Below are 25,327 nucleotides of genomic sequence, written 5' to 3' on the forward strand. Positions count from 1 at the left end.
GATGGCTTTCCGGCCACTCGTCGCGCCGGCCCGGCCCGCCGAGACTCGGAACGTGACCCGACACCGTCTGCATCCGGCCTGGCTCGTGGCCGGCGTCTCGTTCGTCGCCCTGGTCGGCGCCGCCGGCTTCCGCGCTACCCCCGGCGTGCTGTTGCACCCGCTGCACGCCGAGTTCGGCTGGCCGCTGGCCACCATCTCCGCCGCGGTCTCGGTCAACCTCATGCTCTACGGGCTCACCGCCCCCTTCGCCGCCGCACTGATGGACCGGTTCGGCATCCGCCGGGTGGTCGCCGGGGCGCTGCTGCTGGTGGCGCTGGGCAGCGCGCTGACCGTGGGTATGACGGCGAGCTGGCAGCTGATCCTCTGCTGGGGCGTACTCGTGGGGCTGGGCACCGGCTCGATGGCGCTGGCCTTCGTGGCGACGGTCACCGGGCGTTGGTTCGTCAAGCGCCGGGGCCTGGTCACCGGCGTGCTCACGGCCGGCGGCGCCGCGGGCCAGCTGGTGTTCCTCCCGCTGGTCGCCGTGCTGGTACGCGACCACGGCTGGCGGGTGGCGGCGCTGGTCGTGGCCGGGGCCGCGCTGGCGGTCGTACCCCTGGTGGTGTGGCTGCTCCGCGAGCACCCGGCGGATCTCGACCTGCCCGCCTACGGCGCGGCCGAGGTCGTGCCCCCGGCGCCGCCGGCCGGCGGGGCGGCGGCCCGGGCGATCGGCGCGCTGGCCGCCGCCGCGCGGACCCGGCCGTTCTGGCTGCTGGCCGGCGGCTTCGCGATCTGCGGCGCGACCACGAACGGCCTGGTCGGCACCCACTTCGTGCCGGCCGCGCACGACCACGGGCTGCCGGAGACCACCGCGGCCGGCCTGCTCGCCCTGGTTGGGCTCTTCGACATCGTCGGCACGGTCGCCTCCGGCTGGCTCACCGACCGGGTGGACAGCCGGCTGCTGCTCGGCGCCTACTACGCGCTGCGCGGCGCCTCGCTGCTGGTGCTGCCGAGCCTCTTCGCCGACTCCGCGCGGCCGAGCATGCTGGTCTTCATCGTCTTCTACGGCCTGGACTGGGTGGCCACCGTGCCGCCCACCGTGGCGCTGTGCCGGGAGTGGTTCGGCGCGTCCGGCGCGGTCGTCTTCGGCTGGGTGTTCGCCGCCCACCAGGTCGGCGCGGCGCTCGCCGCCACCGGGGCCGGGCTGGTCCGCGACCGGCTCGGCGACTACGCCCCGGCCTGGTACGTGGCCGGTGCCCTCTCGATCGGCGCGGCGGGGCTCTCCCTGCTGCTGCGCCGCCGGGGCGACGAGCCCGCGTTCGCCCTTCCCGTGGCGGTCGGCCGCCGGGCCTGGAGCTACCGGGGCTGACGGGTCAGCCGACCGCCCACTGCTGCTCGGGTGCGCCGTTGCAGGGGGCCTGTTCGAGCTCGCTCCCGGCCTCGGTGCCGGCGTCGTCGACCTGGGCGCACTTGCCGCTGTGCACGGCGACCAGCAGCACCGGGCCCGACCCGGTGGGGTTCAGCTTCCACTGCTGGTTGGCCTGGCCGTTGCAGGACCACTGCACCAGGTCCGTGCCGTCGTCGGTGCTCTGCCCGTACACGTCGAGGCACTTGCCGCTGGTCGCGTTGACCAGGACGTAGGTGTCGGCGGCCACCGGGGTGACCACCCACTGCTGCTCTGGCCCGCCCGTGCAGTCGGCCAGTGCGGCGTGCGCGCCCTCGGGGTCGTCGCCGGTCACCCCGAGGCAGAGGTTCGAGGGGATCCCGCGGATGACCTTCGGGGTGGCCGCGGGGACCGCCGGTGTGGTCGGCGCGGCGCTCGGCGAGGGCGCCGACGTCGTGGGGGCCGGCGCCGTCGTGGGCGCGGCCGGGCTCGACTCGCTCGCCGCCGGGGTCGGCACGGCCGCCGCCGGCACCACCGGCTCGTCGCCGCCGCCGGCGCCGAGCACGCCGGTGGCGAAGAACACCCCCAGGAGTACGCCCACCACGGCGACGCCCAGCGCGATCCGCATCAGCGGGTCCTGCGGCAGCCCGCGGCGGGCCGGCCGGCGACCGCCGTAGACGGTGCCGGACGGATCGGGGCGTGGGTCGGCCATGGGGGCATCCTGACCCACCGGGGCCGTCGAGGGCCAGTCGCCCCGGCGGCCGGGTGACTCAGTCGACGACCCGTACGTCCTTCCAGAACGCCACCCGGTCGCGCACCATCTCCGCCTCCGGCTTCGGGTCCGGGTAGTACCAGACGGCGTCCGGGCTGGTGGCGCCCGCGTGTTCGAGCGTGTAGTAGGAGGCGGTGCCCTTCCACGGGCAGACCGTGTGGGTGTCGGAGTCGCGGATCAGGTCGTCGCGCAGGGCCGATCGGGGGAAGTAGTGGTTGCCCTCGACCAGTACGGTGTCGTCACTCTCCGCGACGACCAGGTCGTTCCAGACGGCTTTCGGCATGCCCCCACGCTATGCCGGTGCTCCGGCGGGCGGCCACCGCTCAGCGGGCCGGTTCCGGATCGGTGACGTCGGCGACGGTCGCGTCGAGCGCGGCGAGGGCGGCGTCGGCGTCGACCGCCACGGCCACCCCGTGCTCGCCCGCGCCCAGCGTGATCTCCCGGCCGCGCAGCCGCTCGTCGGCGACCACCGGCCAGGCCGTGCTGGAGCCGAACGGGGTGATGGTGCCCCGCTCGTAGCCGGTGGCCGCCCGGGCGGCGGCCGCGTCCGGCATGGACATCCGGCTCACCCCGAGCAGTTGGCGCAGCTTCGGCCAGGAGACGACCCGGTCGCCCGGGGTCAGCACGAACAGGTGGTCGTCCTCGCCGCGCCGGACCACGATCGTCTTGACCACGTCGGGGACCGCGACGCCGCGCGCCTGCGCCGCCTCGGCGAGGCTGCGCACCGGGCCGTGCCGGATCACCCGGTAGGGCAGGCCGGCGGCGTCCAGAGCGGTGAGCGCGGGGGAGGACATGCCCGCCACGGTAACCCGCGGATCTCCGGGCGGCCCCGAAAAGGCCACCGTGGACATCCCACGAACTGTCGTACCCAGGCGTAAGGTCATCTCATGCACGCTGTCCGTGATCATGAGCGGGCGGTGGACGCACTGCGACGGTCATACGCCGCGGTGCCCGCCGGAGAACCCGTACGGCTGGCCAAGCAGACCTCCAACCTCTTCCGACCCCGATCCGCGCCGCGCACCCCCGGCCTGGACGTGAGCGGGCTCACCGGGGTGCTGTCGGTCGATCCGGATGCCCGGACCGCCGACGTGCAGGGCATGTGCACCTACGAGGACCTGGTCGACGCGACCCTGCCGCACAACCTGATGCCACTGGTCGTGCCGCAGCTGCGCACGATCACCCTGGGCGGGGCGGTGACCGGGCTGGGCATCGAGTCCACCTCGTTCCGCAACGGCCTGCCGCACGAGTCGGTGACCGAGCTGGACATCCTCACCGGGGCTGGCGACCTGCTCACGGCCCGGCCGGTCGGCGAGCACGCCGACCTGTTCCGGGCCTTCCCCAACTCGCTGGGAAGCCTGGGCTACTCCACCCGCCTGCGCATCGAGCTGCAACCGGTCCGCCGCTACGTGGCGCTGCGCAACATCCGGTTCAGCCGGCTGGAGGAGCTGACCGACGCGATCGCCGAGGTGGTCGCCAAGGGCTCCTGGGAGGGCGAGCCGGTCGACGGGATGGACGGGGTGATGTTCAGCCCCGGCGAGGCGTACCTGCTGCTCGCCACGTTCACCGACGAGGCCGACGGCCCGCCGAGCGACTACACCGGCCAGGACATCTACTACCGCTCGCTGCGCCGGCGCACCCGCGACGTGCTCACCACCTACGACTACCTGTGGCGCTGGGACACCGACTGGTTCTGGTGCTCGGCGGCGTTCGGGGTGCAGCACCCGGTGGTCCGCCGGCTGTGGCCGCAGCGCTACCGGCGCAGCGACTTCTACCACCGGCTGGTGCGCCTGGAGCACCGGCACCAGGTGGCCGCCCGGATCGACCGCTGGCGGGGCCGGCCGGCCCGGGAGCGGGTGGTGCAGGACGTGGAGATCCCGCTCGCCGGCACTCCGGACTTCCTGCGCTGGTTCGCCCGGGCGGTGCAGATGACGCCGGTGTGGCTGTGCCCGCTGCGGCTGCGGGAACCGGCCGGCCCGGGATCCGCCCGGGCCTGGCCGCTGTATCCCCTCCAACCGGGCGAAACCTATGTGAACATCGGTTTCTGGGGGAGCGTGCCGATCGCCGAGGGCGCCGCCGACGGCGACGTCAACCGGGAGATCGAGCGCGCGGTGTCGGAGGCGGGCGGGCACAAGTCGCTCTACTCCGACGCGTACTACGACCGGGCGGCGTTCGACCGGCTCTACGGCGGGGAGACCTGGCGCGCCGTGAAGGAACGCTACGACCCGGACCACCGGCTGACCGGACTGTACGAGAAGGCGGTAGCGAGAGCATGAGTCTGACCGACCGAACTCCCGGGGCGGCGAGTGCCCCGGCCGGCCCGCCGGCGGGGGGCCGGCGTGGCGGACCGACCGTGGCGGACGTGATCCGCGCGGTCACCAAGAGCGACCTGCCGGTGCGCATCACCGGATACGACGGCAGCGCGGTCGGCCCGGCCGACGCCGGGATCACCCTGGCGATCCGCTCCGAACGCGGGCTGTCCTACCTGCTCACCGCACCCGGCGACCTGGGCATGGCCCGGGCCTACGTGAGCGGCGACCTCGGGCTGGAGGGCGTCCACCCGGGCGACCCGTACGACGCGTTGCGGGTGCTCAAGGACGAGATGCCCCTGCGGATGCCGCCGGTGGGCGAGGCGCTCGCCCTGGTCAAGGGCCTCGGCTGGGAGCGGCTGCTGCCCCCGCCGCCCCCGCCGCAGGAGGCCGCCCCGCGCTGGAAGCGGGTGGTGAACGGGCTGCGCCACTCCCGCACCCGGGACAGCAACGCCATCTCCCACCACTACGACGTCTCGAACGCCTTCTACGAGAAGGTGCTCGGCCCGTCCATGACGTACACCTGCGCGGTCTTCCGCAGCCCCACCGACACGCTGGAGGAGGCGCAGCGGGCCAAGTACGACCTGGTCGCCGGCAAGCTGGCGCTCAAGCCGGGGATGCGGCTGCTCGACGTGGGCTGCGGCTGGGGCGGCATGGTCCGGCACGCGGCGCGCGAATACGGCGTCAAGGCGCTCGGGGTCACCCTGTCGCGGGCGCAGGCCGAGTGGGCGCAGGCCGCCATCGAGCGGGAGGGGCTGGGCGACCTGGCCGAGGTGCGCCACCTCGACTACCGGGACGCCCCGCGTGAGCAGTTCGACGCGATCTCCTCGATCGGGCTGACCGAGCACATCGGGGTGCGCAACTACCCGGCCTACTTCGGGGCGCTGCGCAGCCGGCTCAAGCCGGGCGGCCGGCTGCTCAACCACTGCATCACCCGCGCGGACAACCGGGCCCCGCACCGCTCCGGCGCGTTCATCGACCGGTACGTCTTCCCGGACGGCGAGCTGGCCGGCCCGGGCCGGCTCATCAGCGAGATCCACGACGCCGGGCTGGAGGTGCACCACGAGGAGAACCTGCGCCAGCACTACGCCCTGACGCTGGCCGGCTGGTGCCGCAACCTCGTCGAGCACTGGGACTTCTGCGTGGGCGAGGTCGGCGCGGCCACCGCCCGGGTCTGGGGGCTCTACATGGCCGGCTCCCGGATGGCCTTCGAGCGCAACGGCATCCAGCTGCACCAGGTGCTCGCCACGCACAACGGTCCGGAGAGCGTGAACGGCTACCCGCTGCGTCCCGACTGGACGCCCTGACCGTTCCCGTACCACGAAAGGCCGCGCAATCCGCGCGGCCTTTCGCCGAACCCATTGACAAAGAAGTTTTGTACGTACAAACTGATTTTGCCATGAGAGACGTCCTGTACCTGGAAGAGCGCGAGCAGGCCGAAGCCCTGCTCAAGCCGCAGCGCATCGAGGTGCTGCGGCAGCTGGCCGAGCCCCGCACCTGCACCGAGATCGCGGCCCGGCTGGAGCAGACGCCGCAGCGCGTCTACTACCACGTCAAGCAACTCGTCGCGGCCGGGCTGGCCGAGCAGGTCGCCGAGCGGCGGGTGCGCGGCATCAGCGAGGGCATCTACCAGGCCGTCGCCCGGTCCTACTGGCTCTCGCCGCGGCTGGTCGGCCGGATCGGCGGGGCGCGCCGGGCGCAGGACGAGCTGAGTCTCGGCTACCTGCTCGATCTCATGGAGGAGGTCCAGGCCGACATCGCCGCGCTGGACCGCACCGCCCCCGAGTTGCCGTCGATCGGCGTCTCCGGCGAGATCCGGGTGCCCGCCGAGCGGCGGCAGGAATTCCTGCACGACCTGCAGTCGACGCTGCAGGACCTTTTCACTCGCTACGGCGGCGCCGAGGGGGACGCCTTCAAGCTCGCCGTGGCCTGCTACCCGAAGGGCGACAACCATGAGTGACCTGCTGACCGTCCGGGCCCGCCTCGCCGCTCCGGTCGAGACCGTGCGCAACGCGCTGACCGACCCGGCCGAGCTGCGCGTGTGGCTGGCCGAGCACGCCGAGGTCGAGCTGCCCCGGCGCTACGAGTTCTGGGGCCGCTACACGCCCGAGGGCGCCGAGCCGCACCAGCGCCTGCTGCATGCCGACGAGCGGACGCTGCGCTTCGCCTGGACGCTCGACGGGGTGGAGACCACCACCGAGTTCGAGCTGACGCCGGAGGACAAGGACACCCTGCTCACTCTGCGGCAGAGCCACTTCAGCTTCGAGGAGGCGATGAGCGGCAGCAGCATCCGCGGTGTCCTGCAGACCTTCTGGGCGCTCGCGATCGCCAACCTCAACGCCCACCTGGAGGGGCGCCCGCTGCTGCCGCGCACCGACTTCACGTCCGCCGACCTGCGCGGTGAGCTGCTCATCGACGCGCCCATGGACAAGGTCTGGACCTCGCTCACCGACTCCGAGCAGGCCAGCGCCTGGTTCGGCTTCCCCATCGGCATCGAGCCGTGGGTCGGCGGCCGGTACGCCATGGGCGGCTTCGACGCCGGCTACGCGGCCAAGGTGGTCGACCTGACGCCGGGCCGGGCGCTCTCCGTCGACTGGGGACCGACCGGCGTCAGCACCTGGGAGCTGGCCGAGTCCGGCGGCCGGACCAAGCTGACCTTCGTGCAGTCCGGCTTCGACGAGACCAACCCCCCGTACGCGGCCTGGACCGGGAGCGTGGCCGGGCTCGCCGAGCTGCGCCGCTTCCACGAGATGGCCGACTGGCAGCCGATCTGGCTGGCCGAGGAGATGCCCAGCAACGCCTGAGCCCGTGTGAGGAAGGGCCCCTCGACGCCTCAGGCGCGTAGGGGCCCTTTCTGACGTATCAGGACGCCAGCTCGGCGGCCCGGCGGAGCAGCGCCCGCCGCTCCGGATCGGAACGGACCGCGTCGGCGGCGGCCCGGAACAGCGCGGCGGCGCGTACCGGGTCGCCCCGGCGGGCGGTCAACTCGGCCTCGGCGGCCACGGCCGGCGGGTAGCCGTCCAGCGCGCCGCCGGCCCGGGCCTCGGCGAGCAGGGCCAGCCCGGCGGCCGGGCCGTACGCGAACCCGTGGGCCACCGCCCGGTTGAGCCGGACCACCGGGGTCGGCTGGTGCGCGACCAGCGCGTCGTAGCAGCCGGCGATGGCCGGCCAGTCGGTCTCGGCGGCGGTCGGGGCGGTGGCGTGCACGGCGGCGATCCGGGCCTGGAGGGCGTACGGGCCGTCGCCGGCCCGGTCCAGCAGCGCGACGCCCTCGGCGATGGCGGCCCGGTCCCACCGGGTGCGGTCCTGCTCCTCGAGGGTGCGCAGGTCGCCGGACGGATCGCGGCGGGCCGCCCGGCGGGAGTGGTGCAACAGGAACAGGGCGAGCAGCCCGGCCGCCTCGGGCTGGTCCGGCAGGAGCGTGTGCAGCAGCCGGGCCAGCCGGATCGCCTCGGCGGCGAACGCGGGCTCGCCGTCGGCGTCGTACCCCCGGGTGAAGAGCAGGTAGAGCACGCCCAGCACGCCCGGCAGGCGCTCGACCAGCGCGGGCCCGGTCGGCACCCGGTACGGTACGCCGGCCGCCGCGATCCGGGCCTTGGCCCGGGTGAGCCGGCGGGTCATGGTCGACTCGGTGACCAGGAAGGCGCGGGCGATGTCCGCCGTCGGCACCCCGGCCACCGTGCGCAGGGTCAACGCCACGCGCGCCTCCAGGGCCAGCGCCGGGTGGCAGCAGGTGAAGATGAGCCGGAGCCGGTCGTCCACCACGTCTCCCTCCGGTGGCGCGGGCGCGGGATCGGTGAGCAGCGCCAGGTCGCGCAGCTTGCGGCGTTCCACGCTGGCCCGGCGCAGCACGTCCACGGCCCGGTTGCGGGCAGCGGTCATGAGCCACCCGCCCGGGTTGTCCGGCACGCCCTGCCGGGGCCAGCGCTCCAGCGCCGCCGCGAGGGCCTCCTGGGCGCAGTCCTCGGCGAGGGTCCAGTCGCCGGTGACGCGGATCAGGGCGGCCACGATCCGCGGGTACGCCTCGGCGCCCGCGTCGGCGACCGCCCCGGCCGCGTCCGTCATCCGGATCAGTCCTCCACCAGCGGGCGCAGTTCGATGCGCCCGGCGTACGCCATCGGGTGGGCGCGGGCCACCTCGACGGCCTCGTCCAGGTCGGCGCACTCCAGCAGGTCGAAGCCCACGATGACCTCCTTGGTCTCGGCGAACGGGCCGTCGCTGAGCAGCAGCTCGCCGTCGCGGACCCGGACCGTGGTGGCGGCCGACGGGGGTGCGAACCGGCTGCCGGTCAGCCGCTGGCCGTTGGCGTCCCGCTCAGCCACCCACTTCTCGATGTCGGGCGCGGCGTCCGGGTTCCGGTCGGGCTGGGTGTCGGTGCAGACGAGCATCATGTACTTCATCGCTTCACTCCTGTCGGTCGTGCTTCCAACCACCCTGACGAACGGGCGCCGCGCATCCGGACAGCCGTGGGAAGAAAATATCGGTGGTGATTTCCGGGGCCCGGCGGGGTAATGCCGGGCGATGTTCTTCATCTTCGGGCTCCGGACCAAGGTCGACCGGTCCGGCGTCGTCACCCAGGTGTGCCGCAACTGCGGCAACCGGGCCGCCCAGGTCATCACCCGGCGCGCCACGAAGTTCACCCTCTTCTTCATCCCACTGATCCCCGTGCGCACCCGCTACACGCAGCAGTGCACGGTCTGCGGCGCCGAGTACGACGTCTCCCGGGCCGAGGCCGAGCGCCTCCCGGTCGGCTGACCGTGGCGCGCTTCCTCTGCTGGCTGATCGGCCGCCAGCCGGTCACCCCGCCGGCCGCGCCGGTGCACACCGTCTCCCGCCCGCCCTGCACGCCCGGTCGCCGGCACCACCGCCGCACCCGGCCCACGGCGGGCGCCCAGTCGCCCCGCTCCCCCTGGAACCGGTCCGCCGGCCGCTGAGCGGTGGCGCAGCGGCGGGCAGCGCCTATCCTGGCGGATCATGACAGACACCGCGCAGCGCCTGGCCGAGATCCGGGGTGGCGTGCCGCCCCGGCGGCACAACGCCCGCACCATCGCCGCGCTGACCGGCAACCCCGGCTGCACCCGCCGCGCCGTGCTGGACAGCGCCGGGGTCGACAAGCCGAAGCTGGCCGAGCGGGTCGGCTTCCCGGCCCGGTTCGGCCAGTCCCGCTTCGCCATCACCCGGGGCAACGCGTTCGAGGCCCAGGTGAAGGCCGACGGCGGGGCGGAGCTGCTGCGCCTGGTCGCGGAGCGGCTGGGCGTACCGGTGCCGGACGGCGCCACCTGGACCGACCTGGGCGGCGACGAGGACCGGCCGGAGCGGTCCCGCGCCGCCCTCACCGCGCCCGGCGACGGGCCGGCGTTGTTCGACCACCCGCTGCTCGGGCTGGACGTCGCCGGCCGCCGGGTGCACCTGGAGCCGGACCTGGTGGCCGCCCGGCTCGCCGGCCGCTTCCACGTCGTGGAGGTCAAGTCCTTCCCGGTCATCGACGGCCAGGCCGACCCGGCCAAGGTCGCGGCCGCCGCGATCCAGTCCGCCGTCTACGTGCTGGCGCTGCGCGACCTGCTCGCCGCCGAGGGGCGGGATCCGGACCTCGTCTCGCACGAGGTGGTGCTGGTGTGCCCGCGCGACTTCGCCAACCGGCCGGTCGCCAGCCTCCTCGACGTGCGCAAGCAGTTGCTGGTGCTGCGGCGGCAACTCGACCGGATGGCGCGGATCGACGACCTGCTCGCCGCCGTGCCGGCCGGGTTCACCGCCGACCTCACGGCCGATCCCGCCACGCTGGCCGGCGCGCTCACCGGTGTTCCGGCCAACTACGCGCCGGACTGCCTGGCCGCCTGCGAGCTGGCCTACTACTGCCGGCACGAGGCGCGCGGCCACACCGGCGCGCTGGGCCGTCCGGTCCGCGAGGCGCTGGGCGGCGTCGCCGAGGTGGCCGAGGTGCTGGCGCTGGCCGACGGCGTTCGCGCCCCCGAACCGGAGCAGGCGGAGGCCGCCGCGCTGCTGCGCGCCGCCGCGCGCCTGCGCGCCGACGCCCTCACGGGCCACCCCGCATGAGTACGCCCCGACGCCCTCGCCTGAGTCCGTTCCCACACCCCGGCGGGAGGATCCGGTGAGCACACTGCGCGCGCTGGCCCAGGCGCAGGCGGTCGCCGCCGGGGTAGCCCAGCCGGTGGCCACGGTCCGGCACCTGCACCTGTCCGACCGCCCGCTGGTGGTGGTGCCGCTCGCCCTGGCCGGCGAGGCGAACGCCCCGCTCGCGGCCCTGGTCGGCGCCGCGCCCGACGAGGCCCGGCTGCTGGTCGTGCCGCAGCCCCGCAACCGGGACCAGCGCTTCGCGTTCGCGGCCGAGCTGGCCGGGATCGTGCTGCCCTACCTGGACGAGTTCCGGGACCGCACCGAGGCGGTGCCGATCGACCGGGGCCGGGACGTCCGGCACCGCTACGTCGACGCCCCGCAGCTGCTGGTGCCGAACCCGGCCGGGATCACCTTCCTGCGGCTGTTCGGCCGCTCCACCCGGTTCCGCCGGCCCGACGGCGAGTATCCGGTGCACCCGTCGGTGCCGCTGCTCGGCCGCTGGCTGACCTTCTTCGCCGAACGCGCCGAGCACCCCGGCTCGGCGGCGCTCGTGGCGCTGACCGACGCGCTGACCCTGCACTGGGCGACCGGGCAGAGCGCCCTGGAGGACCTGCACCTGCCCGCGCTGCTGGGCTGGCTCGACCCGCCGCCCGGACTGACCGGCGCCGAGGCGGCCGCCCGTGCCGAGGACCCGGCCCGCTGCCCACCGGCCGGCCCGGCCACCGACCCGGACCTCGACAACCACCGCCTCGCGCCCGCCATCGAGGCGTACGCCCGGGCGGAGGACGACCCGGTTGCCCGCGCGGCCGCGTACGCGGAGCTGGAAGGGCTTTTGCGCGACCAGCTGACGCCCACGTGGGAGCTGATGTGGCGCGGCGTCGGGTTGCTCCGCGCGCTGCCGCCCGGCGCGCGGGTGGCCGGCCGCTGGGACGGCGACAAGGACGCCTTCACGGCGCACGCCGAGCACGTCGACGCCGGCGGCGGCCCGCAGCCCCGCCGGGACGGTGCGGTGGCCGCGGCCGCGCGCCTGCACCGGCTGGAGCGGGCGCTCACCTCCTACGCGGTCCAGCGCGCCTACGACGACCCGCTGGTCATGGCCGAGCACCGGCTCACCGGCGAGGCGTTCGTGGGCGACGTGACCCTGGCCGACCCGAAGCGGGTGGACGACACCGGCAGACGGCCGGTGCTGCGCCCCCGGATCCAGGTGGTCACCACCGAGCCGGTGCTCGTGCCGGTCGGCGCGACGCTCCACTCGCCGGCCCGGCCGGGCCAGAAGGCGAAGGTCGTCTTCGTGACCCCGGCCGCGGACGGCAAGACCGAGGTGGTGCTGGAGCTGTCCGGCGGGATGGGGCGCGGGCTGACCGCCGCGCCGGGCAGTGTGCCGGAGGTGGGGGAGCGGCTCTGCCTCACCACCCTGTCGGACGGTTTCCTGCCGGTCGGCGCCTTTCCCGCCCCGGAGGAGACCCCGTGGACCCACGGCGGTCCGCCGACCGTGGCACCCGCTCCCGACGCCCCCACGGAGGAGTGGTCCTGACGCCTCAGCCGAGGGTGGCCAGCGCCTCGCGCGCCTCGGCCGCCGCCGGCCCCGGACGGTCCGCTGCCAGCAGGGCCTCCAGTGCCCTCCGGTACGCGACGTCGCGCGCCGCCCCGGCCGGCGTCTCCACGTCGGGGGCGACCCCGCAGCCCTCCCAGTTGGTGCCGCTGACGGCGTTGACCGGCCGGGCCACCGGCACGGTCAGCTCCAGGTGCGGGTGCAGCCGGTGCCCGACCCGCGGGTGCGCCCCGCCCCTGGTCCGCTCGCCGACCACGGTGGCCCGGCCGAGCTGCTGGAGGTCGTACGCGAGTTCCTCGCCGCCGGAGAACGTCTCCGGGCCGGTCAGCACGAGCACCGGCTTGTCCGGGGCGTAGCGGGGCACGGGGATCCAGGCTGCGCTCCAGTACTGGTGGGTGGTGCCGGCCCGCTCGTGCATGGTGTGCAGGTGGGCCGGTTCGGCGAAGAACCAGCCGCAGACCAGTGCCACCATGTCCGGGCTGCCGCCCCGGTTGCCGCGCAGGTCGAGCAGGAGCGCGTCGGTGCCGGCGAGCAGCCGCAGCGCGGCGACCAGGAGGTCACCGGCGAGCTGCGGCGGGAAGAGGTAGGGCGCGATCTCCAGCAGCCCCACGTTGCCGGGCAGCCGTTCCACCCGGGCCATGCCGCCCATGGTCCGCGCGGCGAGCTGGACGAACTGCACCTCGGCCGGGTCGTCGGCCACGTCGGCCAGCGGCGTCTCGTGGTGCTTGAGCCGCAGGTGCAGGTCGCCGTTGGCCTCCTGCAGGTCGGCGGTGACCAGCGCGCCGAGCGCCGCGGCGTCGGTCGCGCCGGCGTAGGCCCCGGCGCGGAGGCGGTCGCCGAGGTGGGCGGCGATCCGGCCGGCCACCTCGGGAAAGACGTACTGCTCGGCGACCAGCTTCGCGGCCCGCTCGACGATGTCGGTGATCTCATCCTGATGCATGTCCTGAGTAGAGCAGCCCGGTTGACAAAGCGTCAAGAGAATTAGACGCTTTACGGGTGAACCCCGAGACCGAGCTGGAGATCCGCACCCCGGCCCAGTTCAAGGCGCTGGCCCACCCGTTCCGGCACCGGCTGCTCTTCGCGCTGGGGTCCGGGCCGGCCACCATCAGCCAGCTCGCCAGCGGGCTCGGCGCGGCCAAGGGCACCGTCGCCCACCACCTCAAGGTGCTCACCGAGGCCGGCATGGTCCGCACCGCGCACACCCGCCAGGTCCGCGGCGGCACCGAGCAGTACCACGAGCGCGCCTTCCGCCGCCTGACCGGCGAGACCGCCGACGCCGGCGCCACCAGCGCGCTGTTCGGCGCGGTCGCCGAGGAACTGGCCGGCGACCCCGACGCGCTGCTGCACCTGCGCCACCTGCGGCTCACCCCCGCCCAGGCCGAGCGGCTCCGGGCCACCCTCGACGCGCTGGTCGGCGAGGCCGAGGAGGCCGGCGCCGACCAGCCCCGGTACGGCATCCTGGTCTCCCTCTACCGCCACGGCCACCCCGCCCAGCCCGGCCCGTCGGGGCGCTGACCCACGCCGAACGGCCCTGGCGGCGGCACCGGGGCCTGGCTAGGCTTGCGCCGTCCGCAACCCGGTCCTCACCGTCGAGGGTGCACGTCTGAGAGAGAGCCGGAGCGAATCCGTTGTACCGCAGCACGACGTGAGCCTCGCCGCCGTGGCGCCGGCCCGTCGCCCGCTCTCCGGCCGTGTCGGGCTCGTCGCGGCCGCCCTCGTCGTACTCGGAGAAGCGGTGTGGCTGGTGGCCGGCCTTCCGGGTGCCGCCCTGGTCAGCGACCTCGGCGCCGTGGCGCTGTCGAGCTGGGCGGCGGTGGCCTGTACCCGCGCGGCAAGGCGGCACCCGGCCCCGCTGCGCCGGTTCTGGGCCCTGCTCGCAGCCACCATGGTCCTCGCGGCGCTGGGCCGGACGGTGTGGACGATCGAGCGGCTGGGCGGGCGCGAGCTGCCGAACACCGCACTGGTCGGCGGGCTGTTCACCGCCGGCATCGTCACCGGCACCGCCGCGCTGCTCTGCTCCACGGCCGCCCCGCGCAGCCTCGTCGGGCAGGCCCGCACCCTGCTCGACGGGGTGATCGTCGGGCTGGCTCTCATCCCGATCGGCTGGGTCGTGGTGTTCCGCGACCTCGCCGACGCCGACCTGGCCGATCCACTGCGCACATTCGGGCTGCTCTACCCGATGCTCGACCTGATGCAGCTCACCATCCTGGTGGCGGTCGCCGGCCCCGGCCGTCCGATGTGGCGGGCGCTGACCGTCATCGGTGTCGGCCTGGCCACCCGGGCCGCCGCCGACGCCGTCTACGTCTCGCTCGTCGCGCACGGCGACTACGCCCCCGGCCACCCGATTGACGTCTGCTGGCCGCTGAGCTACCTGCTGATGGGCCTCGCCACCCGCTACCCGCCGCCACCCTCCTGCGAGGGTGAGGAGGAGACCGGCGAATCGCCGCTGCCGCCCTGGTGGCGGGTCGCCCTGCCCTACCTGCCGGTGGGCGGCGCGATCGTCGCCGTGGTGCTCGCCCGCCGACCCACCGGGCAGACCCCGCACCTCATCTTCCTCGGCATGATGACGCTGCTCGGCGTGCTCGCGCTGCGCCAGGGTCTGGCCGCCAACGAGAACCTGCGGCTGGTGGCCCGGCTGCGCCGGCTCGCGTACTCCGACCAGCTCACCGGCCTGCCCAACCGGCTCACCTTCACCCGGCGGCTGCGCCGGGCGCTGCGCGACGGCGGCCCGGTCGCCGTGCTGCTGCTCGACCTGGACGGGTTCAAACAGGTCAACGACCGCTTCGGGCACGCCGCGGGCGACCGGCTGCTCAGCACCATCGCCGAGCGCATGCAGGACGCGATCGGCCCGGACGGGATGATCGCCCGGCTCGGCGGGGACGAGTTCGCCGTGCTGGTCGCCGGTGACCGGCCCGTGCCGCCCGAGCGGCTCGCCCTCCGGCTGCTCGCCGCCCTCGAACCGCTGCCCGGCGAGGAGGACCTGGGGGTGCACCCGTCGGCCAGCATCGGCATCGCCGAGTACGGCCCGCAGCACACCTCCCACACCGACCTGCTGCGCGACGCCGACATCGCCATGTACGCGGCCAAGGCGGCCGGCAAGTCCGCGTACCGGACCTGCACGCCACAGCTGCGGGAATCGGCCGTCACCCGCGCCGAACTGATCGCCGACCTGCGCCGCGCGGTCGACGAGCGGCAACTGCTCATGGAGTTCCAGCCCATCGTCGACCTGCCCACCGGCGCGGTACGCAGCGCCGAGGCGCTGGTGCGCTGGCGGCACCCCCGGCTCGGGGTGCTCACCCCGGCGCGGTTCCTGCCGCTTGCCGAGGAGACCGGGCTGGTCCTGGCGATCGACCGGTGGGTCATCCACGAGGCGTGCCGGGCGGCGGCCACCTGGCGTGAGCGGGCCCCCGAGGTCACCGTGGCGGTCAACATCGCGGCCGCCCACCTGCGCCGGCCCGACCTCATCGCCACGGTCACCGAGGCGCTGGGCGCGGCCGGCCTGCCACCCCGCGCGCTCACCCTGGAACTCACCGAATCGGCGCTCATCGAGGGCAGCGAGGCGGTGCTCGACCGGCTGACCCAGCTCCGCGACCTCGGGGTCGGCATCGCCATCGACGACTTCGGCACCGGCTACTCCTCGCTGAGCTACCTGCACCGGATCCCGGCCACCGAGCTGAAGATCGACCGGTCCTTCGTGGCCCGCCTCGACGCCGACGACGCGCGGGCGTACGCCACGGTGGAGATGGTCAACCGGCTCGCCGGCGCCTTCGACCTGGCCGTGGTGGCCGAGGGCGTGGAGACCGGCGGCCAGCACGCCGCGGTGACCGCCATCGGCTGCCTGCACGGCCAGGGCTGGCGCTACGGCCGCCCGGCCACCCTGTCCGACCTGCTTCACACGCTCGCCCCGGTCGACGCCGCCCGCTGACAGGCCCGGCCGGCGCAGGGTCGAAGGTCCCGGGCAGGACGGGGGATTCGGCCCTGCTGGTGGTGCCCCGTCCACCGCCACGATGGTGTCGCAAGCAACGAGAGACACCATCCACACGGGAGCCAGAAATGAAGCGACGGACGCTCGACCTGTTGTTCAGCATCGGTGGGCTGGGCCTCGCGGTCCTGCTGCTCGTCGTCGGCGTCGTCCTGACGACGAACGCCAACTTCGCCAACCGCTACGTGCACGACCAGCTCGCCGCCCAGCACATCAGCTTCACCCCGGCCGACAAGCTCAGCGACGAGGAGAAGAAGGCGGACTGCCTGCGCGAGTACGCCGGCAAGCCGCTCACCACCGGCAAGCAGGCCGAGTGCTACGCCAACGAGTACATCGGCCTGCACCTCAAGTCGATCGGCGGCGGCAAGACGTACGCCGACCTGGGCGCCCCGCAGACCGCGCTGCGCGAGCAAGTGGCCCAGGCCGAGCAGGCCAAGGCCGCCAACCTGGCCGACCTGCAGAAGCAGCTCGCCGACGTCACCGCCCAGCGGGAGACCGTGTTCAAGGGCGAGACGCTGCGCGGCCTGCTGCTCACCTCGTACGGGTTCAGCGAGTTCGGCCGCAAGGCCGAGCAGGGCGCCCTGGCCATGTACCTCGGCGCGGCACTGCTCCTGCTGCTCTCGGTCGCCGGCCTGGTGCACGCCTTCCGGACCCCGGCCAGCGCGACGTTCGCCGCCCCGGAGAAGGAGCGGGTCACCGCCTGACCCGGCCCACCGATCGCCCCCTGGCCTCCTCCCACCCCCCCCGGGAGGCCGGGGGGCGATCGCCGTTCCCGGCCCCGGCCGGGTGGCGCGGGTCGCAGAATCGGGCTTGACCCTCACGCAACGGGAGGCGGCAGCCTTGGTCGCGGAAGGGAGGGAACCCATGGCATACACGGTGGGTCAGGTGGCGCGGGCGGCCCGGGTGACGGTCCGGACGCTGCACCACTACGACGAGATCGGGCTGCTCTCGCCGAGCGGCCGCACGGCGGCCGGCTACCGCCGCTACGACGACGCGGACCTGGAGCGGCTGCAGCTGATCCGGGCCTACCGGGAGCTGGGGTTCCCGTTGGAGGAGATCGCCGAGATCCTCGACGACCCGGGCGGCGACCCGTTGCCGCACCTGCGCCGGCAGCACGAGCTGCTGACCGGGCGGATCGGGAAACTGCGGGACATGGTCGCGGCGATCGAACTCGCGATGGAGGCGAGGAAGTTGGACATCCAGCTCACCCCGGAGGAGCGCTTCGAGGTGTTCGGGGACTTCGACCCGGACGAGCACGCCGAGGAGGCCGAGCGGCGGTGGGGCGGCACCGACGCGTACCGGCAGTCGACCGAGCGGGCCGCCCGCTACACCAAGGAGGACTGGCTCCGCAACAAGGCCGAGAACGAGGAGTGGGGGCGGAAGATCACCGAGCTCATGGCGTCGGGCGCCGCGGCCGACTCGCCGGAGGCCATGGCGCTGGCCGAGGAGCACCGACAGCTCATCAGCCGCTGGTTCTACGACTGCTCGTACGAGGTCCACACCGGGCTCGCGGACATGTATCTGGCCGACCCGCGGTTCACCGCGTACTACGAGAAGATCCGGCCGGGGCTGGCCGCGTACCTGAACGAGGCCATCCACGCCAACGCGATCAGCCGGGCCTGACCGGCCCCGGGTGCCAGGATGGGCCGGACGGCTCACCCTCGGGAGGTCACGTGATCATCGTCGCCGGCACCCTCTACGTCGACCCGGCCCAGCGGGACGCCTACCTGTCCTCCTGCACGGAGGTCGTCCGGGCGGCCCGCTCGGCGCCGGGTTGTGTGGACTTCGCGGTCAGCGCCGACCTGGTCGAGCCGGGCCGGATCAACGTCTACGAGCGGTGGGAGTCCGACGAGCAACTGCTCGACTTCCGCGGCTCCGGCCCGGACGCGGAGCAGGCGGCGATGATCCTCGGCGCCGAGGTGCACCGGTTCCGCATCTCCGGCGTCGAGGCGCCCTGACCCGGTCCGTCCGGGCGGGCCGCTGTGCGTGTCTGCCGAGTGCCGGCCAGATCTTGGAGAGTTGTCGTTCCGCCCGAGGAGCAACTCTCCAAGATCGGCGGGCGAGACCGCCCCGAGCTGGTGCGGCGACTGCTGGTGGCGCGCTTTCGAGCTGAGTCGATGGTGATGTCACGGAGCGGGGCCCCCGCCGGGCCTCCAGTGACCGTTCGCCGCTACCAGCGCGAATCGTCCACGTCATCGAGTTCGTAGCCGCTGCCAGGCACGTCCCCGCCGGGCCCCGACCCGCCGGCGCGGACCGTTCGCGAGTCATCCGCCGGCGCGGACCGTGCGATCCGCTGAGTCGTCTGCGACGTCAGCTCCCTAGCGGTCGTCGGCGCATGTCGCGCTGGCGGCTCGGCCGGCGCGGACCGTGCGATCCGTTGAGTCGTCTGCGACATCAGCTCGACAGGCGGTGACGAGCGGGCGCCCGACCGATCCGGTCGAGCGCCCGCGTGCGACAAGCGTCGGCTACAGCACCAAATCGAGCAGGAGGACGCCCGCGAAGCCGACCACCGAAATGATCGTCTCCATCACGGACCAGCTCTTGATGGTCTGCCCGACGGTCAGCCCGAAGTACTCCTTCACGAGCCAGAAGCCGGCGTCGTTGACGTGCGAGAAGAACAGTGACCCGCAGCCGATGGCCAGGGCCAGCAGCGCCACCTCGGGGCCCTGGAGGGTGGCCGCGAGGGGCGACACGATGCCGGCGGCGGTGATCGTGGCGACGGTGGCCGAGCCGGTGGCCACCCGGATGCCGACCGCGACCAGCCAGCCCAGCAGCAGCGGCGACAGGTTCGCGCCCTTGGCGGCGTCCGCGACCAGGTTGCCGACGCCCGCGTCGACGAGCACCTGCTTGAAACCGCCGCCGGCGGCGACGATCAGCAGGATGCCGGCGATCGCCGGCAGCGAGCCGCCCAGGAAGCCGGAGACCTGGCTGCGGCTGAATCCCGTCCGGTAACCCAGGAAGATCATCGCGAAGATGACGCCGGCGAGCAGCGCGACGATCGGGGTGCCGATGATGTCGAGCGCCTTGCGGCCGCCGGTGTCCTCGGCCAGGGTCAGCTCGCCGATCGCGCGCAGCAGCATGAGCACCACCGGCAGCAGCACGGTGACCACGGCGGCCCAGAGCGCCGGTTCGCGGCGGGCGCGCGGGCCGGCCGGCTCGTCGATCGGTGCGCCGGGGCGGCCGGCGCCCGGGTTGACCAGGTCGTCCTCGGTGACCAGGTCACCGTCGGCGTCGAGGCGGCCCTCGCCGGGGCGGGTCGGCCGCCGGTCCCCGCCGACGGCGAGCGGCCGCCGGGTGGGCAGCAGCGCCTCGGGGGCGGTGGCCGGCACGTACCGGGCGATGAAGTTGCCGAAGACCGGACCCGCGATGATCACCGTGGGGATCGCCACCAGCAGGCCCAGGGCCAGGGTCAGGCCGAGGTTGGCGCCGAGCGCGTCGATGGCGACCAGCGGGCCGGGGTGCGGCGGCACCAGACCGTGCAGCACCGACAGGCCGGCCAGCGCCGGGATGCCGATCTTCATGAGCGGCACGTCGACCCGGCGGGAGACCAGCAGCACGATCGGGACCAGGAGCACCACGCCGACCTCGAAGAAGAGCGGCAGGCCGATGAGCGCGGCCACGCCGGCCATGGCCCACGGCAGCGCGCCGCCGGAGACCCGGCCGACCACCCGTTCCACGATGCTGTCCGCGCCGCCGGACTCGGCGAGCATGCCGCCGATCATCGCGCCCAGTGCGATCAGCAGGCCGACGCCGCCGACGGTGGACCCGACCCCGCCGCTGAACGAGGTGACGATCTTGTCGGCGCTCACTCCGGCGACGACGCCGAGCACGGCCGCGCCGAGGATCAGCGCCAGGAACGGGTGGACCTTGCCCCAGGCGATGAGCACCACCACCACGGCGATGCCGAGCAGGGCGGCGACGACGAGCTGGGTGTCACCGGCGTTCGTGAGGGGTTCCGCTGGTGCGGCGAGCAGTGTGACCACGGCAATCACGACCTTCGGTAGTCGTCCGTGCCTCCGGGACGGGCGATCACTGGGGAGGAGCGGTGGGTGGTGGCTCCGGCGGCAGGCTCGGTGCCAGCCGCCGCAGCGACGCGAACGTCGGCACGAGCGCGTCGTACAGCTCGGAGAAGAGCGGCAGCAGGGCCGCGTACGTGGCGGCGGAGGCTGGGTCCGGGCGGACCGTCTCCTCGATCCGGACCAGGTCGGCGGCCACCTCGATCGACTCGATGAGGCCGAGCGCCTGCATGCCGAGCAGGGCCGCACCGAAGCTGGAGCCCTCGTGCCCGGCCGGGAAGCGCACCGGCATGCCGAGCGCGTCGGCGAGGATCTGCCGCCACAGCGGGCTGCGGGCGAAGCCGCCGCTGGCGCGGATCTCGCGTACCTCGTTGCCGGCCGCCCGGACCGAGGCGAGGACCAGCGCGAGCTGCTGGCAGACGCCCTCCAGCGCGGCCCGGACCAGGTGCGCCCGGCCGTGCCCGTGGGTCAGCCCCACGTACGCGCCGCGGGGCAGCGCGCTCCAGTGCGGGGCCCGCTCGCTGAGCAGGTACGGCAACATGATCAGCCCACCGGAGCCGACGGGCGCCCGGGCGGCCAGGTCGAGCAGTTCCTCCTCGGCGTGCTCGCCCAGCTCGGGGGTGAGCGCCTCGTTGGCCCACTGGAGGACGATCCCGCCGTTGTTGATCGCGCCGCCGACCACCCAGCGGTTCTCGGTCAGGGCGTAGCAGAAGACGCCGCCGAGCGGGTCGACGCCGGGGCGCTCCACCATCACCCGCATCGCGCCGCTGGTGCCGATCGAGCAGGCTACCTCGCCGGGGTGCACCGCGCCGATCCCGAGGTTCGCCAGCGGCCCGTCGCCCGCGCCGATCACGATCGGGGTGTCGGCGGGCAGGCCGGTGGCCCGGGCCGCCTCGGCGGTCAGGCCGGGCAGCACGTGGGTGGTGGGGACGAGCTGCGGGAGCTGCTCCTCGGTGATTCCGGCGACGCGGAGCGCCTCGGCGTCCCAGATCAACCGGTGGATGTCCATGAGGCCGGTGGCGGAGGCGACCGAGTGGTCGGTGACCAGCGCGCCGGCCAGCCGCAGCAGCACGTAGTCCTTGATGCTCACCCAGTGCGCGACCCGCTCGTGCAGCTTGGGTTGCTGCTCGGCGAACCAGACCAGCTTGGGCAGCGGGGCCATCGGGTGCACCGGGGTGCCGGTGCGTCGGTGGATGGCCAGCCCGGACGGCACGGCACGCAGCCGCTCGGCCTGTGCGCTGGCCCGCGAGTCCGCCCAGGTGACCGAGGGGGTGAGCGGGGTGCCGTCGGCGTCCAGCCCGATGAGGCTGTGCAGGGCGGTGCTGAACGACAGGCCGGCGATCGGCGGGCGCAGCTCCTCGGCCACCGCGCGGATCGACCCGACCACCGCGTCGAAGATTCGTGCCGGGTCCTGCTCGGCGTAGCCGGGCCGCGGCTCCTCGAGGGGGTAGCCGATCGAGTGGGTGGCGAGTTGCCGGCCACCGGTGTCGTACGCGACTGCCTTCGTGCTGGTGGTGCCGATGTCCACCCCCACCACGACGGCCGGGTCGCCCACCGGTGCACCTCCTCGCGTCCCGGGGGTCGCGGCGCGTCCCGCCCTGCGGCTGACGTTACCGACGCTCCGACCCGCTCGCATGGCGAAGCGACGCCGCCCGCAGCTCTGCCACCGAACACGGAGGGTTCCGCCTAACGTGTCCCGCAATCACCCATTCGGTCAAATCAGCGACTTGCGCGTGTCTTGGCACCCCCGCGCCGCAGTTGACATGAATGACACCCCGATTGGTGGGCTCGCGCGGCGGAGGAGTCGGCGTGGCGATGACTGATTCGACGGGTTCCACATGGCGTTACCGGTGGGCGCACCGGCACAACAGCCGGCGGCAGCGGGCCTTCCGCGCGGCCGACGAGGCGTGGCGACACCGCGACGAGGAGCTGCGGCGGCTGCGTACCCTCGCCGGGTCCTTCCACGGCTCGACCGAGGCTGGCGCGGGCCTGCCCATCGAGCTGGCCCCCGGCGAGGTGGTCTTCTGGACGCTGCCGGCCGCGCAACTGGTCGAGGTACGGCACACCGCCGTGCTGCCGGCCCCCGAGCTGACCGTCGACCCGGAACCGCCGGTGCTGCGCCCCCGCCGCCCCGAAGGGGTCAAGGTCGTCGACGCCGGGCTCGCCGTGCTCACCAACCGGCGTCTCGTCCTGCTCGGCGGGCGCGGCCGGCGCGACTGGACGTACGGGCGGATGACCGGCCTGTCCCACGACCCGGCGGCGCCGGTCACGCTGATCCAGGTCCTCGACCGGCGGCGTACCTCCGGCCTGCTGCTGCCCACCGGCGCGGTGGCCGACTTCCGGTTCAAGCTCACCCTGGCCTTCGCCGACGCGATCGAGCAACGCGCCGCGGTCGTCGCCCAGCTCGACGAGCTGATCGCGGAGCACGAGGCGGAGCGGCCGGAACGCCCGGCCGTGCTCACCCCGGCCCAGGCCCGGCTGTCCGGGCTGCTGCCCGGCGGCCGGCGGACCGTCGCGGTCGCCCTGGCCCTGGCCCTCATCGTGCCGGCCATGCTCTTCGAGTCCGACCCGCCGGTGCGCCCCGGCTCGGACCGGGCCGCCGCGGCCACCCCGGACGCGACCGCCACCCCGGCGGCCACCGCCGCACCCGCGCCACCGCCGATCGCCCCCGCCGTCCAGGTCAAGCCCAGACCCGAGCCGCAGCACAGCCGACCCACGCCGCCGACCCGCAGCACCACGCCGCGCCCGGCCGCCGAACGCCGCTGCGGCGCCCCGGCCAACCCCTACGGGTACGACTTCTGCGGCGGCTCCCGGATCCGCAAGCCGGACCGGGGGGTCTGCGACTGGTTCGACTGCGTGCCCGGCTTCTGGTCCGGCCGCGGCTGGCTCGTGCAGTGCCGCGACGGCACGGTGAGCCTCACCGGCGGGCGGCGCGACGCGTGCGCCGGCAACCAGGGCTTCCGCCGCACCTTCTGGGCCTGACCGTCCAGCCTGGACCCTAGCCGAGGCGCGGCGGGCGGGCCGTCGCCCGCAGCGGGAGCAACCCGGCGAGGACAAGGGCCGCGCCGACCGGAAGCAGGTCCAGGTTCACGGCGATGGCCACGAACCCGATCAGCGTCAGCACCGGCGCCCACACCGGCAGCAGCCGCGCCGCGGCGGCCCGGTACAGCAGCACCAGCAGGCCCACCTCGAACAGCGCCGGCCCGCCCAGCAGCACCAGGTCCGGTGTGTCCACCGCGTCGGCGAAGCGCGGGAACAGGTCGCCGAGGATCACCCACACGAAGGCGGCCGCGCCGACCAGGCCGGCCAGCGCCGCCACGTCGTCCACCGCCCGCAGCCGGGTCGAGCGGGTACGCAGCACGCCGTGCAGCCCGACGATCAGCGCCGCGAACCCGAGGATGCCGATCAGGAACAGGGTGTGCCCGGTGTTCCACGCCCAGGCGCCCTTGTCGCTGTGCCCGTCCAGCCGGTCGATGAGGCGGAGCAGGCCGTAGCCGAGCAGCAGCAGCGACGCGGTCACGGCCGCCGGCCGCAACCAGGGGTACGCGGGACGCGTCCGGATATCGGTGAGGGTCATGGCCTCAGCCTCGTCGCCGGGCCGGCCGGGGACATCCGGGCTCACCCCCACCGGCCCCGGATTAACCGTTCGCGTCCCTCAGGGGCGCGCCGCTAGCGTCCGGCAGGTGTCCCGCACCGTGACCCTGGTCCTCGTCGACGCCGACGGCCGGCCCCTCGGCGCCCTGCCCCCGTACGACGTGCCGGAGCCGTGGTGGCAGGAGGCCGGCTCAATCGTCGGCGAGGCCCGCCGCCGGTACGGCGTCGACGTGGCCGTGCTGCGGCTGCTCACCGGCGACCGCCCCGAACCGCCGGGCGGCCACGTCACCTACCTCGCTGAGGTCACCGAGCCACCCGCCGTACCCCTGACCCCGGCAACGGCGGACCTCACGCCGCACCCGCTGCGCGCCCCGTACGCCGAGCCCGGCGGCCCGGCCCGCAGCGTCGCCTGGGCCACCGGCGAGCTGCGCCGGCTCGGCCGGCCGGTGACCGCCGTGGCGCAGCAGCGCACCTGGAACCTGTCGGCGATCTGGCGGCTCGACGGCCCGGCGGGCAGCGCCTGGCTCAAGCAGGTGCCCCCGTTCTTCCGGCACGAGGCGGCCGTGCTGCGCTGGCTCGGCACCGCCGCGCCCGCGACCGCCCCCACCCTGCTCGCCGCCGACGACACCGGCCGGATGCTGCTCGACCACGTGCCCGGCGAGGACCGCTACGGCGCCGACGAGGCCGAGCGGGCCGCCGTCGCGGCGGACCACCACACCGTCCAGCTCCGCGCCGCCGGAGCGGCCGCCGGGCTGGTCGCGGCCGGCGTACCCGATCTGCGCGGCCCGGCCCTGGCCGGCTGGATCCGCGACCGGCTGGCCCCCCACGACCCGGGCGTGGCCGCCGACCTGCTCGCCGGCCTCGACGACCGGCTCGACCAGGTCCGCGACTGCGGCCTGCCCGACACCCTCGTCCACGGGGACCTGCACCCCGGCAACGTCCGCGGCGACGGGACCCGGCGGACCGTCATCGACTGGGGCGACGCCTTCGTCGGTCACCCCGCCTTCGACATCCTGCGGCTCACCGAGACGCTCGACCCGCCTGTCGCGGGCCGGCTGCGCGACGCCTGGGCGGCGCGCTGGCGGGCCGACGTGCCGGGCAGCGACCCGCAGCGCGCCGTCGAGCTGCTGCGGCCGGTCGCCGAGCTGCGGCTGGCCGCCGTGTACGCGATGTTCCTGGCCGGCATCGAGCCGAGCGAACACCCCTACCACCACGGCGACGTGCCGGCCTGCCTGGCCCGAGCCGCCGCAGCGACCTGACCGAGTCGGGCGCTGGCGTGGGTGTCGCATCATGGCTTCGTGATCATGCGGAAGCGGCGCCACAAGAAGAAGCACCGGGACTGGTGCAACTGCGACCTGCCCGACTGTGACGGCCCCGGCTGCTGCGACCTCGGCCTCTTCTCGCTGTTGCTGACCCTCGGCTCGGTCGCCGCCGGCGTGGTGCGCCGCCCGGCCGTGGACCGCGCCGGCCGCGCCGCCATCCTCGGCTACCGCCGGTGGCTGTCGCACCGCTGGCCCGCCCAGTGCCGCTACACCCCCACCTGCAGTGCCTACGGCCTGGCGGCCGTGGAGCGGTACGGCCTCGCGGTGGGCGGGCGGCTGGCCGCCGACCGGGTCCGCCGCTGCCGGCCCGACGTCCCGCGCGGCACCCACGACCCGCTGCGCTGA

26 protein-coding genes are annotated in these 25,327 nt (G+C 74.6%); 17 read left to right on the top strand and 9 right to left on the bottom strand.

All coding sequences use genetic code 11. The annotated features are described in order from the left end of the window. The first annotated feature begins 52 nt into the window (after positions 1 to 52). On the top strand, positions 53 to 1,348 hold the full coding sequence (locus GCE86_RS30740) for an MFS transporter (RefSeq protein WP_154230155.1): 1,296 nt from the start codon (positions 53 to 55) through the stop codon (positions 1,346 to 1,348). A gap of 4 nt (positions 1,349 to 1,352) precedes the next feature. Here the strand turns inward: GCE86_RS30740 and GCE86_RS30745 are convergent, their stop codons facing one another. From GCE86_RS30745 to GCE86_RS30755, 3 genes are read right to left on the bottom strand one after another with little or no spacing between them, the layout of a single operon-like run. Continuing rightward, positions 1,353 to 2,075 (bottom strand): RICIN domain-containing protein, encoded by a 723-nt coding sequence (locus tag GCE86_RS30745; RefSeq protein WP_154230156.1) that lies wholly within the window; start codon positions 2,073 to 2,075, stop codon positions 1,353 to 1,355. A 58-nt stretch (positions 2,076 to 2,133) separates the two neighbouring features. Continuing rightward, positions 2,134 to 2,418, bottom strand: a complete 285-nt coding sequence (locus GCE86_RS30750; protein ID WP_091269458.1) for a DUF427 domain-containing protein — start codon at positions 2,416 to 2,418, stop codon at positions 2,134 to 2,136. Positions 2,419 to 2,458: 40 nt separating this feature from the next. Next, positions 2,459 to 2,929: an aminoacyl-tRNA deacylase gene (locus GCE86_RS30755; RefSeq protein ID WP_239543202.1), complete on the bottom strand. Its 471-nt coding sequence runs from the start codon at positions 2,927 to 2,929 to the stop codon at positions 2,459 to 2,461. Positions 2,930 to 3,022: 93 nt separating this feature from the next. Here GCE86_RS30755 and GCE86_RS30760 point away from each other — a divergent pair, with 93 nt between their 5' ends. The 4 genes from GCE86_RS30760 (at position 3,023) to GCE86_RS30775 (ending at position 7,245) form a co-directional block, all read left to right on the top strand. Next, positions 3,023 to 4,408, top strand: coding sequence for an FAD-binding oxidoreductase (locus tag GCE86_RS30760; RefSeq protein WP_154230158.1), 1,386 nt, complete (start codon positions 3,023 to 3,025; stop codon positions 4,406 to 4,408). Continuing rightward, positions 4,405 to 5,748, top strand: a complete 1,344-nt coding sequence (locus tag GCE86_RS30765) for a class I SAM-dependent methyltransferase (RefSeq protein ID WP_154230159.1) — start codon at positions 4,405 to 4,407, stop codon at positions 5,746 to 5,748. Before GCE86_RS30760 ends, GCE86_RS30765 begins: the two co-directional genes overlap by 4 nt. A gap of 92 nt (positions 5,749 to 5,840) precedes the next feature. Further along, positions 5,841 to 6,401: a winged helix-turn-helix domain-containing protein gene (locus GCE86_RS30770; RefSeq protein ID WP_091269462.1), complete on the top strand. Its 561-nt coding sequence runs from the start codon at positions 5,841 to 5,843 to the stop codon at positions 6,399 to 6,401. Continuing rightward, a complete protein-coding gene (locus GCE86_RS30775; protein ID WP_154230160.1) occupies positions 6,394 to 7,245 on the top strand; it encodes an SRPBCC family protein in 852 nt (283 codons plus the stop codon). Before GCE86_RS30770 ends, GCE86_RS30775 begins: the two co-directional genes overlap by 8 nt. A gap of 58 nt (positions 7,246 to 7,303) precedes the next feature. Here GCE86_RS30775 and GCE86_RS30780 read toward each other — a convergent pair whose 3' ends face one another. Together GCE86_RS30780 and GCE86_RS30785 are read right to left on the bottom strand one after the other, a co-directional pair. Further along, positions 7,304 to 8,506: an RNA polymerase sigma factor gene (locus GCE86_RS30780; protein WP_154230161.1), complete on the bottom strand. Its 1,203-nt coding sequence runs from the start codon at positions 8,504 to 8,506 to the stop codon at positions 7,304 to 7,306. Between the two features lie 5 nt (positions 8,507 to 8,511). After that, on the bottom strand, positions 8,512 to 8,841 hold the full coding sequence (locus GCE86_RS30785) for a YciI family protein (RefSeq protein ID WP_091269466.1): 330 nt from the start codon (positions 8,839 to 8,841) through the stop codon (positions 8,512 to 8,514). A 121-nt stretch (positions 8,842 to 8,962) separates the two neighbouring features. Here GCE86_RS30785 and GCE86_RS30790 point away from each other — a divergent pair, with 121 nt between their 5' ends. The 4 genes from GCE86_RS30790 to GCE86_RS30805 are packed head-to-tail and all read left to right on the top strand — an operon-like array spanning position 8,963 to position 12,050. Continuing rightward, on the top strand, positions 8,963 to 9,196 hold the full coding sequence (locus GCE86_RS30790; RefSeq protein ID WP_154230162.1) for a zinc-ribbon domain-containing protein: 234 nt from the start codon (positions 8,963 to 8,965) through the stop codon (positions 9,194 to 9,196). A gap of 2 nt (positions 9,197 to 9,198) precedes the next feature. Then, positions 9,199 to 9,375: a hypothetical protein gene (locus GCE86_RS30795; RefSeq protein WP_154230163.1), complete on the top strand. Its 177-nt coding sequence runs from the start codon at positions 9,199 to 9,201 to the stop codon at positions 9,373 to 9,375. A gap of 40 nt (positions 9,376 to 9,415) precedes the next feature. Then, positions 9,416 to 10,495, top strand: a complete 1,080-nt coding sequence (locus GCE86_RS30800; RefSeq protein WP_154230164.1) for a hypothetical protein — start codon at positions 9,416 to 9,418, stop codon at positions 10,493 to 10,495. A gap of 55 nt (positions 10,496 to 10,550) precedes the next feature. After that, positions 10,551 to 12,050: a hypothetical protein gene (locus tag GCE86_RS30805; protein WP_154230165.1), complete on the top strand. Its 1,500-nt coding sequence runs from the start codon at positions 10,551 to 10,553 to the stop codon at positions 12,048 to 12,050. Between the two features lie 4 nt (positions 12,051 to 12,054). On the opposite strand, the gene GCE86_RS30810 is transcribed toward GCE86_RS30805, so the two are convergent. Beyond that, positions 12,055 to 13,008, bottom strand: a complete 954-nt coding sequence (locus GCE86_RS30810) for a S41 family peptidase (protein WP_154230166.1) — start codon at positions 13,006 to 13,008, stop codon at positions 12,055 to 12,057. A 56-nt stretch (positions 13,009 to 13,064) separates the two neighbouring features. On the opposite strand from GCE86_RS30810, the gene GCE86_RS30815 reads away from it, so the two are divergent. The 5 genes from GCE86_RS30815 (at position 13,065) to GCE86_RS30835 (ending at position 18,008) form a co-directional block, all read left to right on the top strand. Beyond that, entirely contained in the window at positions 13,065 to 13,583 is a 519-nt protein-coding gene (locus GCE86_RS30815) for a helix-turn-helix domain-containing protein (protein WP_208818051.1), read from the top strand. Positions 13,584 to 13,713: 130 nt separating this feature from the next. Beyond that, complete coding sequence (locus GCE86_RS30820) at positions 13,714 to 15,993, top strand: putative bifunctional diguanylate cyclase/phosphodiesterase (protein ID WP_208818052.1); 2,280 nt, start codon at positions 13,714 to 13,716, stop codon at positions 15,991 to 15,993. A 128-nt stretch (positions 15,994 to 16,121) separates the two neighbouring features. Next, positions 16,122 to 16,754 (top strand): hypothetical protein, encoded by a 633-nt coding sequence (locus GCE86_RS30825; RefSeq protein WP_154230167.1) that lies wholly within the window; start codon positions 16,122 to 16,124, stop codon positions 16,752 to 16,754. A gap of 160 nt (positions 16,755 to 16,914) precedes the next feature. Further along, positions 16,915 to 17,673, top strand: coding sequence for a MerR family transcriptional regulator (locus GCE86_RS30830; RefSeq protein ID WP_154230168.1), 759 nt, complete (start codon positions 16,915 to 16,917; stop codon positions 17,671 to 17,673). Positions 17,674 to 17,723: 50 nt separating this feature from the next. Further along, positions 17,724 to 18,008: a putative quinol monooxygenase gene (locus tag GCE86_RS30835; protein ID WP_154230169.1), complete on the top strand. Its 285-nt coding sequence runs from the start codon at positions 17,724 to 17,726 to the stop codon at positions 18,006 to 18,008. Between the two features lie 507 nt (positions 18,009 to 18,515). On the opposite strand, the gene GCE86_RS30840 is transcribed toward GCE86_RS30835, so the two are convergent. Both GCE86_RS30840 and GCE86_RS30845 read right to left on the bottom strand, forming a co-directional pair. Further along, a complete protein-coding gene (locus GCE86_RS30840) occupies positions 18,516 to 20,033 on the bottom strand; it encodes a GntT/GntP/DsdX family permease (RefSeq protein WP_154230170.1) in 1,518 nt (505 codons plus the stop codon). A 46-nt stretch (positions 20,034 to 20,079) separates the two neighbouring features. Beyond that, entirely contained in the window at positions 20,080 to 21,621 is a 1,542-nt protein-coding gene (locus GCE86_RS30845) for a gluconokinase (RefSeq protein ID WP_154230171.1), read from the bottom strand. 254 nt (positions 21,622 to 21,875) lie between these two features. On the opposite strand from GCE86_RS30845, the gene GCE86_RS30850 reads away from it, so the two are divergent. Continuing rightward, positions 21,876 to 23,048, top strand: coding sequence for a hypothetical protein (locus GCE86_RS30850; RefSeq protein ID WP_154230172.1), 1,173 nt, complete (start codon positions 21,876 to 21,878; stop codon positions 23,046 to 23,048). A gap of 16 nt (positions 23,049 to 23,064) precedes the next feature. Here the strand turns inward: GCE86_RS30850 and GCE86_RS30855 are convergent, their stop codons facing one another. Then, positions 23,065 to 23,643 (bottom strand): hypothetical protein, encoded by a 579-nt coding sequence (locus GCE86_RS30855; RefSeq protein WP_154230173.1) that lies wholly within the window; start codon positions 23,641 to 23,643, stop codon positions 23,065 to 23,067. Positions 23,644 to 23,749: 106 nt separating this feature from the next. Between GCE86_RS30855 and GCE86_RS30860 the strand changes: the two genes are divergently transcribed. Together GCE86_RS30860 and yidD are read left to right on the top strand one after the other, a co-directional pair. After that, positions 23,750 to 24,919, top strand: coding sequence for a phosphotransferase family protein (locus tag GCE86_RS30860; protein WP_154230174.1), 1,170 nt, complete (start codon positions 23,750 to 23,752; stop codon positions 24,917 to 24,919). A 45-nt stretch (positions 24,920 to 24,964) separates the two neighbouring features. Then, positions 24,965 to 25,327, top strand: coding sequence for a membrane protein insertion efficiency factor YidD (gene yidD / locus GCE86_RS30865; RefSeq protein ID WP_239543222.1), 363 nt, complete (start codon positions 24,965 to 24,967; stop codon positions 25,325 to 25,327).

It is taken from the genome of Micromonospora terminaliae, assembly GCF_009671205.1.
Lineage (GTDB): Bacteria > Actinomycetota > Actinomycetes > Mycobacteriales > Micromonosporaceae > Micromonospora > Micromonospora terminaliae.

What these genes read in the sequence shown, in the direction of transcription:
- GCE86_RS30765 (WP_154230159.1), top strand. Translation starts at nt 4,405, where the DNA reads ATGAGTCTGACCGACCGAACTCCCGGGGCGGCGAGTGCCCCGGCCGGC.
- GCE86_RS30790 (WP_154230162.1), top strand. Translation starts at nt 8,963, where the DNA reads ATGTTCTTCATCTTCGGGCTCCGGACCAAGGTCGACCGGTCCGGCGTC.
- yidD (WP_239543222.1), top strand. Translation starts at nt 24,965, where the DNA reads ATGCGGAAGCGGCGCCACAAGAAGAAGCACCGGGACTGGTGCAACTGC.
- GCE86_RS30760 (WP_154230158.1), top strand. Translation starts at nt 3,023, where the DNA reads ATGCACGCTGTCCGTGATCATGAGCGGGCGGTGGACGCACTGCGACGG.
- GCE86_RS30855 (WP_154230173.1), bottom strand. Translation starts at nt 23,643, where the DNA reads ATGACCCTCACCGATATCCGGACGCGTCCCGCGTACCCCTGGTTGCGG.
- GCE86_RS30750 (WP_091269458.1), bottom strand. Translation starts at nt 2,418, where the DNA reads ATGCCGAAAGCCGTCTGGAACGACCTGGTCGTCGCGGAGAGTGACGAC.
- GCE86_RS30825 (WP_154230167.1), top strand. Translation starts at nt 16,122, where the DNA reads ATGAAGCGACGGACGCTCGACCTGTTGTTCAGCATCGGTGGGCTGGGC.
- GCE86_RS30785 (WP_091269466.1), bottom strand. Translation starts at nt 8,841, where the DNA reads ATGAAGTACATGATGCTCGTCTGCACCGACACCCAGCCCGACCGGAAC.
- GCE86_RS30775 (WP_154230160.1), top strand. Translation starts at nt 6,394, where the DNA reads ATGAGTGACCTGCTGACCGTCCGGGCCCGCCTCGCCGCTCCGGTCGAG.
- GCE86_RS30780 (WP_154230161.1), bottom strand. Translation starts at nt 8,506, where the DNA reads ATGACGGACGCGGCCGGGGCGGTCGCCGACGCGGGCGCCGAGGCGTAC.
- GCE86_RS30755 (WP_239543202.1), bottom strand. Translation starts at nt 2,929, where the DNA reads ATGTCCTCCCCCGCGCTCACCGCTCTGGACGCCGCCGGCCTGCCCTAC.
- GCE86_RS30830 (WP_154230168.1), top strand. Translation starts at nt 16,915, where the DNA reads ATGGCATACACGGTGGGTCAGGTGGCGCGGGCGGCCCGGGTGACGGTC.
- GCE86_RS30745 (WP_154230156.1), bottom strand. Translation starts at nt 2,075, where the DNA reads ATGGCCGACCCACGCCCCGATCCGTCCGGCACCGTCTACGGCGGTCGC.
- GCE86_RS30800 (WP_154230164.1), top strand. Translation starts at nt 9,416, where the DNA reads ATGACAGACACCGCGCAGCGCCTGGCCGAGATCCGGGGTGGCGTGCCG.
- GCE86_RS30810 (WP_154230166.1), bottom strand. Translation starts at nt 13,008, where the DNA reads ATGCATCAGGATGAGATCACCGACATCGTCGAGCGGGCCGCGAAGCTG.
- GCE86_RS30770 (WP_091269462.1), top strand. Translation starts at nt 5,841, where the DNA reads ATGAGAGACGTCCTGTACCTGGAAGAGCGCGAGCAGGCCGAAGCCCTG.